We start from the raw sequence: 8,097 nt of genomic DNA on the forward strand, positions 1-8,097 counted from the left end.
GGAGCTGGCGACGACGATCACCCCCGCCCGGGCGACCTCGGCGTCCTACTGCTCGGCCCAGGCGCCCAACTCGTTGCCGCTGGGGTCGGTGAAGTGGAACCGCCGGCCACCGGGGAACTCGTACGGTCCGTTCACCACCTGACCGCCGGCCTCCTTGACGGCCTGCACGGACCGGTCCAGGTCGCTGGAGTAGAGCAGCACGAGCGGGCCGCCCGCCCGAACCTCCCTGTCCACACGGAGACCGCCGACCTCGGGCGCGGCGTCACCGTGTGGGCTGCGGATGCCGGCGTACTCCGGCCCGTAGTCGTTGAACTGCCAGCCGAACGCGTCGGCGTAGAACCGCTTGGCCACGGCGAGGTCGGTCACCGTGAGCTCGACGTAGTCGATGGCGTGGTGTCGGTGGGGCGATGGCTCAGACATGCGCCGATCGTGCACCCCGGGTACGACGAAACCGCGACGTGCAACGAAAGGTTGCGCGATGGCTGCGAGCTGTCGTAGGTTGAGTGCAACCAAAGGTTGCGAAAGGTTGTGGGCATGGAACAGGGAACGATCGAACGCGACATCCACGTCAACGCGTCCCCCGAGGTCGTCTTCGAGGTGGTCAGCCAACCCGAGCACATGCGGGAGTGGTGGCCCGACGACGCGCGGTTCGAGTCGGTCGCCGGTGCGCCCGGCGAGCTGGTCTGGCGCGACGCCGACACCGGCGTGACGAAGACCGTCGCGCTCGCCGTCGTCGAGGTCGACCCGCCAAAGCGGTTCTCCTTCCGGTGGTGCTTCACCGAGCCGGACCGGAGCGGGCAGGCGCTGTTCGTCACCTTCGACCTGGTGCCCAGCGGCGCCGGGACGCTGATCCGGATGACCGAGACCGGGTTCCGCGAGCTGGGTTGGGAGGTCGCTGTCCTGGAAGAGCAGTACCGCGACCACGAGAACGGTTGGGACCACTACATGCCCCGACTGGGCGAGTACGTCGCGCGGCTGGTCGCGACAGCGTGAGCGCGGCGGTCGACGACGAGCTGTGGTCGGCGATCGGCGACCCGATCCGGCGTACGATGATCGATCTTCTTCTCGCTGACGGGCCGGGCACGGCCACCTCGTTGAGCAGACGGCTACCCGTCACCCGTCAGGCCGTCTCGAAGCACCTGGCGGTCCTCGACCGGGTGGGGCTGATCCACGCCGAGCCGGCCGGTCGCGAGCGTCACTACCAGGTGGACGAGGCACAACTCGCCCGCGCCGTCGCCCAGTTGTCGGCGGTCGGCTCCACCTGGGACGCCCGCCTGCGCCGGATCAAGCGCATCGCCGAGACGATCGAACGCCACCGCACCAACAACCAGGGAGGCTGAAGATGGTGGACATCCTGCACCAGGTCGGCGTCGTCGCTCCGCTTGCCGACGTCTACCGGGCGGTGGCAACCCCCGAGGGCGTCGCCGGCTGGTGGTCGGTCGACACGACCGGCAAGAGTGAGGTCGGCGGGCAGTTGGCCGTCCACTTCGGTGACGAGGGCGGGTTCGACCTGGAGATCCTTGAGCTGGACCCGGATGGCCGGGTGCGGTGGCGGGTCGTCGGCGGCCCCGAGGAGTGGATCGGTACCGAGATCGGCTGGCGGCTCGGCCAGCGAGGCCGGTACACGATCGTCGATTTCACGCACGCGGGTTGGCGTGCGCCGACCGAACTCATGCACGAGTGCAGCACCAAGTGGGCGATCTTCCTGATGAGTCTCAAGGAGCTGGTGGAGACGGGACGTGGCCGGCCGGCGCCGAACGACGTCCAGATCAGCGACGGGCACTGACCTTGGTGCCGGCCGGATCGCCGGGGGTTCGCGCGCTCCGCCGTGAGAGAGCGACACCCCCGGTGACCAGGCCGAGGGTCACGATGGCCACGGCGCAGAGCAGCAGCGTCGGTCGGGGGCCGACGGCAGCCACCAGTGGCCCACCCAGAATGGTGCCCAGTGGCACCGCCAGCACGAGGATGGCACCGTTCGTGGCGAGCACCGCGGGCAGTTGGTCGGTCGACGTGCTGCGCTGGAACAGCGCCATCGACGTGGACATGTACGGGGCCCAGATGAGGCCCGCCAGGGCGAACGCCGGCAACGACACGCCGACGGGTGCCCCCAGGCCGAGCGGCAGCATGGCGACGCCGAACGCGACGACGATGCCGATGGTGGTGGCTCGCAGTGGCCAACGGCGAAGGTAACCGGCGACCAGACCTCCGGCGAGACCGCCGATGCCGAACGCGGTGTAGTACGCGCCGAGCAGCGTCGCGGAGGCGTGCAGGTCGTCGGTGATGTGGATCGGCATCGCCACGTACACCGGTCCGAAGAGGAAGAAGAACCCGAGGCTCAGCACCAGCAGGCCCAGCAGGGCGGGGTTCTGGCGGATGACCGCGAAACCGGCCGTCCGCGAGGCGTCGCGCTCGGACCGTGCGGGTCCGCCGTTGGCGGGTAGGGCGAGACGGTACGTGAGGGCCAGCGCGGCGAAGGTGGCGGCGTCCAAGGCGATGACCCACACCGGCCCCGCCCAGCTGATCAGAATGCCCGCCAGCGGCGGGCCGACGATGATGGCGAACCCTCCGATGGTGCTGAGTACCGCGTTGGCCGGCAGATGGTGTCGCTGCGGCAGCAGTTCGGCGATCAGGGTGAACCGGCCGGCGGAACCCCACGAGTGCAGTAGCGCCGAGGCGGCGAGCAAGACCACGTACAGCCAGATGGTGAGCACACCGGCGACGTGCGCGAGGGGGATCGCCGCGAGCGCGCTGGCTCGCAGGATGGCATCCCACCCGGCGAGCTGCGCGCCGCCGCGCCCACGCAGCAACCGGCCGAACACGACAGTCCCGGCCGCGCTGGGCAGCGTGTACGCCGCCATGGCCAGCGCGATCCAGATACCCCGCTGACCGTGCGGGGCGAGTTGGATGGCGAGCCAGGTCACCGCGACCACGGCCATGCCGTCGCCCAACGCGGAGACGGCGAGCCCGGGCAGGACGCGCCGGAGCTGAGGGTGACTGAGCACCGGCCAGTACGGCGAGGAGCGCGGAAATCGGGCGGCATCCGGCATGCTGCCAGCTCACCAGGCGCGCGCCCTGGGGATCAACACCTACTGCTACCAGCAGAATCAAACCGAGGGTGAAAGCCGGGTCACCGTTGCGGGCCGTCGTTTCCGCGGGCGGCGCCGAAGGACGAGCCGATGCTCGCCACTATCGAACCCACCGAGGCGAGCGACACCGCCACCGTTCCGGCGGTGTCGGCCCCGCCGTCCCCGGCCACCCTGAGGACGATTCCGGTGACCATCAGGACGACCGACAGGGCCAGGACTACCTGGACGGCTCGTTTGCTCATGGCGGCCTCTCACTTCCGGGGGCGGCGGGAGATCGACTCGGGTTCCTTGACGTCGGCGCGATGACACACCGACTTTCCGGAACCCGAGCCGATCAAACCGCTACTCCGCCCGGTAGACGGAGACGTGCGACGGGCTGTCGGCCTGGAACGGTCGCCGGTGCCAGTCGGCGTACCGCTCGGTGAGCCGGAGCCCGGCCTGCTGCGCCATCTCGTCGATCTGGTGCGGCCAGGCGTATCGCATGGCAAACGGCTTCAGGTGCACACCGTCCGCGTCGAACGTGATCGTCTGCCGGACGAACCGCTGCGCCGGCCTGTCGTACCGGTGCAGGCGGATCGTCGCGGAGTCCTCGGTGACCTCACGCACCTGCACCTGCTCGTCCGAGTCGAAGCTGCGCGGGTCGGGCACGAACGTCTCGATGACGAACGCGCCGCCGGGCGACAGCACCCGGGCGACGTTGCGGAAGCAGTCCGCCTGCCGCTCGGCGTCCACCAGGTTGAACAGGGTGTTGAAGACCAGGTACGCGAGCCGGAACTCACCGGCCACCGGCACGTCCGCCATGTCGGCGACGACGACCGGGATCTGGTCGCCGCCGGGCTTGGCCCGCAACTGCGCCACCATCTCCTCGGACGCCTCGACACCGTGCACGGCGAGACCGCGCTCGGCCAGTGGCAGTGCGACCCGGCCGGTGCCGATCGCCAGTTCGAGAACGGGACCCCCGTCGGCCAGATCGGCCAGGAAGTCCACCGCCGGCGCGGGGTCGGGGTTGCCTGGGCCGTCGTAGTCGGCGGCCCAGAGCCGGCCGAAGAGGCCGGGATCGTCGAAGACCGACATCAGCGGCCTCCGGGGTTGGGGTCAGTGGCGCCCAGCAGCGCCAAGGGAACAAACCTGCTCACGAAGTCTCGATTCCTCGGGTCGGATGACTGTTGGTTCGGGGGACTTCGTCGTGTTGGGCATGATGGCTGCTCCCTTCGCGTGGCTGTCGACCGAGGACACCAGAGACGCCGTGGGCCCGGCAAGGCAATTACGCCAGCCGGGCCCACGACGGTACGTGCGGTCAGGAGATGTGGTGCAGGATCACGTTGTGCACGTGGTGGCTCTTCTGCGCGCCACGGAACTCCACCTCGTAGGTGTGCGTGCCGACGTGGATGGCGATGGCGCCGGTGGAGAAGAACGAACCACCCCACGACTTGTTGCTGACCACGCTCACGCTGGTGATCTTCGAGTACGGGATGCTGGTGATCGCGAACCGCTTGCCGACGAACGAGCGGTCCTGAATGATCACGCGGCGGTCCGTCAGCCCGATGAACCCGGTGCCGGTGCCGACGGCGTCGTAGACGGCGATGATCTGCTCGCCTTCGAGGAGGCCACTCTCAATCTGCTGGACCTGCTCTTTGCGGTCGTACGCGATGTTCGCCATGTGCTCCAGGCTAGAAAACCGGTGCCAACGGGCCCACCCGGGCGAGGACCACGAACTCGCCGTCGCCGTGGCCGACGGGCTCGCCGCGCCAGCCCCCGTGAACAGTGTCCACAATGAAGCCCGCCCTGGTCAGGGAGGTGCGCAGCTCGACCTCGGTGCGGAAGCGCACCGTCGCCGAGCTGAGGATCTCTTCCCCGTCGTCGAAGTGGTAGTGGTGGGTGAAGTCGACCACTCCGTCGCGTACCCCGGTGACCTCGGTCCACGCGCGGACCTCGCCGCCGGCGGGCAGCGTGACCAGCCGGTGCGAATCCACCGGGTTCCACAGCTCCCAGCGACGGTCCGCCGGGTCGCGGGCGTCGAACACCAACCGGCCGCCGGGCACGAGCGCCCGGGCCAGGTCGGCGAGGGTACGCGCCCACTCCGCATCGTCCACGAAGAACTGCGCCACGTGGCTGGTCAGCACCGCCACGTCGAACGCCCGATCCGGCAGCAGCGCCGAGGTGCCCTCAAGCCAGGTGACCCGCTCACCACAGGGCTTGGCACGGGCGGCGGCCACTGACGCGCCGGCCGGGTCCACTCCGGTGACTGTGTGCCCGGCGGCGGCGAGGGCGACGGTCAGCCTGCCGGTGCCGCAGCCGAGGTCGAGCACCCGGGCGGCCGGGGTCTCGTCGACCACCGCCTGGAAGAAGTCGTCGTCCGGCCCCCACCGGCACTCCGCGTCGTACACCTGGACCAGCCGGTGGTGGCGAAACTCGGCGTGCCTCATCGGGGGTTCGCGTCGGTAGCGGCGCGGACGAACTCGCGTACCCGGGTGGTGGTGTTGCTGGGCAGCCAGACCGGCCCTCGTTCGATCGGTGGCGCGTCGTGGATGGGCACGTACGCCACGTCGGGGCGCGGGTAGTAATGCCGCGTGTGCTCGCCCACCGGCAGGACGCCCCGGCCCAGGGCGACGAGGGACAGCATCTCGGAGAAGGTGTTCCCGGCGGGCCCCTTTGGCACCGCCCGGCCGGACGGGGTGCGCTCCGGGGTGCGGTCCCGCTTGAACTCCACCGAGGTCACCGTCGGGTACTGCACCACCGGGTGGTCGGCGAGCACCTCCAACGACACCGACCGCTCCCGGGTAAGTGGGTGACCTGCCGCTACCGCCAGCGCCCGGTCCTCGGAGAGCAGCGCCGTGCCGGTGGCCATCCCGTCGAACGGGTACGAAGCGATCAACACGTCTGTCGAGCCGTCGAGCAACCCCGATCGGGTGGTGGACAACTGCGCCTCGTGCACCTCCACCCGACAGTCGGGGTGCCGTTCACCGAACAGGGCCACCGCCCGGAGCAGTACCGGCGCGGTCCACTCGCCGAGGAAGGCCACCCGTAGCGTCCCGGTCACGCCCCGGGCGGCGTCGGTCGCGCGGCGGACGGCCTCGTCCATCTCGGCGACCAGCGGGGCCAACTCGTCGGCGAGTTGCCGGCCGATCGGGGTGAGCCGGACGACCCGACTGGTGCGGGCGAACAGCGGCGCGCCGATCCGGCGCTCCAGCTTCTTCACGATGTGGCTGACCCGGCCGGTGCTGACTGTCAACCGCTCGGCGGTCCGGCCGAAGTGCAGTTCGTCCGCGAGGGTCAGAAACGTCTCGACCTCGTACCGCTCCAGCACATCGTTCCCATCGTTGACCTGTGGGCAACGATCGTAGCGGCATCGGGTCTTGGTCGACGCCCCTCGTCCGAGGATCGTGAATGGGCCAGCGAAAACCAAGCGAAGGGCTCCGACATGAGCGTTGACGACTACCTGAGCGACCTGCCTGGAGGAGGCGTGAGCGCGATGCGGGTAACCGGTTTCGACCACCTGGTGCTGACCGTCGCCGACGTGGAACGGTCCCTGGACTTCTACTGCGGCCGGCTCGGGCTGGCGCCGGTGCGGGTCGACGAGTGGCGTGCGGGCACCGTCCCGTTCCCGTCGGTGCGGATCAGCCCCGACAGCATCATCGACCTCGTCCACGGTGAGCCGCAGGGCGCGAACGTGGACCACTTCTGCCTGGTGGTGGCACCACTGGACTGGGCGCAGGTGATCGATTCGGGGGTCTTCACGGTGCTGACCGGGCCGGTCAGCCGGTTCGGCGCGCGCGGTTCGGCGACCTCGATCTACGTGCGGGACCCGGACGGCAACTCGGTGGAGCTGCGCTGGTACCCGCAGGACGCCGGATCGGATTCGGAGACGGTCGTCAGGCCTCGGTGACCGCCCGGTAGGCGTCCTCGATGCGGGCGGCCAACAACACCTCGCCCTCGGTCAGCGGGTCGCCGCTGCCGTGCCCGACCCGGATCTGGGTGCTGTCGGCCCGGCGGCTGATCTCGGGCCGCAGATGCAGCGCATCCGCGACGACCTTGACCCGTTCAGTTAGTGCGGCGTGTTGGGTATCGTCGATCACGAGCGTTCGTCGGATCTGCTCGCCCTCGCGCGTCCAACCAGATAGCAAGGTCAACGCGTCGGAAAGGTAGTCGTGCTTGGCCCTGCTGCTGAACAGCACGCGCATCACCGCACCCCCCAAGCGCCGTTGCCGGCTTGTGGCCAAATCGTCGCCATCCCGTGTCTTGTCGGTGGCTCCTAGTCTCTCGCTGCTCGGAGGGGGTGTCCACGCCCACACTTCCGTGTCTTATTGGCCTAGCGGACGGCTACGGTACCCAAACCGCCGATTGATCTGGCACCCTGGACGCCCGTGCGGACCGAACGGGCGAATGATGGCGGGCAGGCCGAACGACGGGACCTGAAGGTGATCGTCGGTGCGGCGATCATCCGGGATGGGCGAGTGCTCGCCTGTGCGCGTTCCGCACCACCCGAGGTAGCGGGCATGTGGGAGTTTCCGGGCGGAAAGGTCGAGCCGGGGGAGGCCGAGACCGACGCGTTGATCCGGGAGTGCGCCGAGGAGTTGGCCGTACGCGTCGAGATCGGCGACCGGGTCGGCCGCAACGTACGGATGGCGCACGGCCGCTCGGTGCTCAAGGTGTACGCGGCCCGCCTGCTCGGCGGCGACCAGCCACAGGCGCTCGAGCACGAGGCGCTCCGCTGGCTCACCGCCGACGAGTTGGACTCGGTCACCTGGCTCCCCGCCGACGCCCCCATCGTGGCCGCCCTCCGCCCCCTCCTCACCTCACGTTGATCATGAAGTTATTGCCACCGCCGGCGGCGTGTCGTGGCAATAACTTCATGATCAACGGGGGCGGCCGGGGGTCGGGGCCGGGGGCCGGGGGCGGGGGCCGGGGGCGGACGTGGGACGGGGGGCGGGGGGGGGGCCCCCCCCCGCGCGGCGCCCTCGCCGGGTGGACCGCCTGCCCTACCTGCTGCTCCTGCCCGCTCTGCTGATCA

General features: G+C 69.9%; 13 protein-coding genes. 5 read left to right on the plus strand and 8 right to left on the minus strand.

Going from position 1 to position 8,097, the window contains the following annotated elements; translation table 11 throughout:
• Positions 1 to 45: 45 nt before the first annotated feature.
• Positions 46 to 420 carry a VOC family protein gene (locus tag AB0C19_RS27435; protein WP_357189918.1) on the minus strand — a complete coding sequence of 125 codons (375 nt, stop codon included), beginning with the start codon at positions 418 to 420 and terminating at the stop codon, positions 46 to 48.
• Between the two features lie 114 nt (positions 421 to 534).
• Here AB0C19_RS27435 and AB0C19_RS27440 point away from each other — a divergent pair, with 114 nt between their 5' ends.
• Genes AB0C19_RS27440 through AB0C19_RS27450 form a run of 3 tightly spaced genes read left to right on the plus strand, consistent with a single transcriptional unit; the run spans position 535 to position 1,786 of the window.
• Positions 535 to 993, plus strand: a complete 459-nt coding sequence (locus AB0C19_RS27440; protein ID WP_357189920.1) for an SRPBCC domain-containing protein — start codon at positions 535 to 537, stop codon at positions 991 to 993.
• A complete protein-coding gene (locus AB0C19_RS27445; RefSeq protein WP_357189922.1) occupies positions 990 to 1,340 on the plus strand; it encodes a metalloregulator ArsR/SmtB family transcription factor in 351 nt (116 codons plus the stop codon). The genes AB0C19_RS27440 and AB0C19_RS27445 overlap by 4 nt, the downstream gene beginning before the upstream one ends.
• A 2-nt stretch (positions 1,341 to 1,342) precedes the next feature.
• Positions 1,343 to 1,786 carry an SRPBCC domain-containing protein gene (locus AB0C19_RS27450; RefSeq protein ID WP_357189924.1) on the plus strand — a complete coding sequence of 148 codons (444 nt, stop codon included), beginning with the start codon at positions 1,343 to 1,345 and terminating at the stop codon, positions 1,784 to 1,786.
• Here the strand turns inward: AB0C19_RS27450 and AB0C19_RS27455 are convergent.
• The 6 genes from AB0C19_RS27455 to AB0C19_RS27480 form a co-directional block, all read right to left on the minus strand.
• Positions 1,770 to 3,047, minus strand: a complete 1,278-nt coding sequence (locus tag AB0C19_RS27455) for an MFS transporter (RefSeq protein ID WP_357189926.1) — start codon at positions 3,045 to 3,047, stop codon at positions 1,770 to 1,772. The two genes, AB0C19_RS27450 and AB0C19_RS27455, sit on opposite strands and share 17 nt — an antisense overlap.
• Before the next feature lie 80 nt (positions 3,048 to 3,127).
• Entirely contained in the window at positions 3,128 to 3,328 is a 201-nt protein-coding gene (locus AB0C19_RS27460; RefSeq protein WP_357189928.1) for a hypothetical protein, read from the minus strand.
• A 100-nt stretch (positions 3,329 to 3,428) separates the two neighbouring features.
• Positions 3,429 to 4,160, minus strand: a complete 732-nt coding sequence (locus AB0C19_RS27465) for a class I SAM-dependent methyltransferase (protein WP_357189930.1) — start codon at positions 4,158 to 4,160, stop codon at positions 3,429 to 3,431.
• Positions 4,161 to 4,383: 223 nt separating this feature from the next.
• Positions 4,384 to 4,746, minus strand: a complete 363-nt coding sequence (locus AB0C19_RS27470; RefSeq protein WP_030337500.1) for a PH domain-containing protein — start codon at positions 4,744 to 4,746, stop codon at positions 4,384 to 4,386.
• 10 nt (positions 4,747 to 4,756) lie between these two features.
• Positions 4,757 to 5,512 (minus strand): class I SAM-dependent methyltransferase, encoded by a 756-nt coding sequence (locus AB0C19_RS27475; RefSeq protein ID WP_357189932.1) that lies wholly within the window; start codon positions 5,510 to 5,512, stop codon positions 4,757 to 4,759.
• Positions 5,509 to 6,393 (minus strand): LysR family transcriptional regulator, encoded by an 885-nt coding sequence (locus AB0C19_RS27480; protein WP_357189934.1) that lies wholly within the window; start codon positions 6,391 to 6,393, stop codon positions 5,509 to 5,511. Before AB0C19_RS27480 ends, AB0C19_RS27475 begins: the two co-directional genes overlap by 4 nt.
• Positions 6,394 to 6,507: 114 nt before the next feature.
• Here AB0C19_RS27480 and AB0C19_RS27485 point away from each other — a divergent pair, with 114 nt between their 5' ends.
• Positions 6,508 to 6,972, plus strand: a complete 465-nt coding sequence (locus AB0C19_RS27485; RefSeq protein ID WP_330438933.1) for a VOC family protein — start codon at positions 6,508 to 6,510, stop codon at positions 6,970 to 6,972.
• Here AB0C19_RS27485 and AB0C19_RS27490 read toward each other — a convergent pair.
• The gene (locus AB0C19_RS27490; RefSeq protein ID WP_238687712.1) at positions 6,959 to 7,267 is read right to left on the minus strand and encodes a 4a-hydroxytetrahydrobiopterin dehydratase; all 309 of its coding nucleotides are present in this window, start codon (positions 7,265 to 7,267) and stop codon (positions 6,959 to 6,961) included. The genes AB0C19_RS27485 and AB0C19_RS27490 overlap by 14 nt on opposite strands.
• A gap of 183 nt (positions 7,268 to 7,450) precedes the next feature.
• On the opposite strand from AB0C19_RS27490, the gene AB0C19_RS27495 reads away from it, so the two are divergent.
• Positions 7,451 to 7,891 (plus strand): (deoxy)nucleoside triphosphate pyrophosphohydrolase, encoded by a 441-nt coding sequence (locus AB0C19_RS27495; protein ID WP_357189937.1) that lies wholly within the window; start codon positions 7,451 to 7,453, stop codon positions 7,889 to 7,891.
• Positions 7,892 to 8,097 lie beyond the last annotated feature (206 nt).

It is taken from the genome of Micromonospora sp. NPDC048842, from assembly GCF_040649935.1.
GTDB lineage: Bacteria > Actinomycetota > Actinomycetes > Mycobacteriales > Micromonosporaceae > Micromonospora > Micromonospora hortensis.

Coding starts and splice junctions, on each gene's coding strand:
- AB0C19_RS27435 (WP_357189918.1), bottom strand. CDS start 420: ATGTCTGAGCCATCGCCCCACCGACACCACGCCATCGACTACGTCGAG.
- AB0C19_RS27440 (WP_357189920.1), top strand. CDS start 535: ATGGAACAGGGAACGATCGAACGCGACATCCACGTCAACGCGTCCCCC.
- AB0C19_RS27450 (WP_357189924.1), top strand. CDS start 1,343: ATGGTGGACATCCTGCACCAGGTCGGCGTCGTCGCTCCGCTTGCCGAC.
- AB0C19_RS27455 (WP_357189926.1), bottom strand. CDS start 3,047: ATGCCGGATGCCGCCCGATTTCCGCGCTCCTCGCCGTACTGGCCGGTG.
- AB0C19_RS27460 (WP_357189928.1), bottom strand. CDS start 3,328: ATGAGCAAACGAGCCGTCCAGGTAGTCCTGGCCCTGTCGGTCGTCCTG.
- AB0C19_RS27465 (WP_357189930.1), bottom strand. CDS start 4,160: ATGTCGGTCTTCGACGATCCCGGCCTCTTCGGCCGGCTCTGGGCCGCC.
- AB0C19_RS27470 (WP_030337500.1), bottom strand. CDS start 4,746: ATGGCGAACATCGCGTACGACCGCAAAGAGCAGGTCCAGCAGATTGAG.
- AB0C19_RS27475 (WP_357189932.1), bottom strand. CDS start 5,512: ATGAGGCACGCCGAGTTTCGCCACCACCGGCTGGTCCAGGTGTACGAC.
- AB0C19_RS27485 (WP_330438933.1), top strand. CDS start 6,508: ATGAGCGTTGACGACTACCTGAGCGACCTGCCTGGAGGAGGCGTGAGC.
- AB0C19_RS27490 (WP_238687712.1), bottom strand. CDS start 7,267: ATGCGCGTGCTGTTCAGCAGCAGGGCCAAGCACGACTACCTTTCCGAC.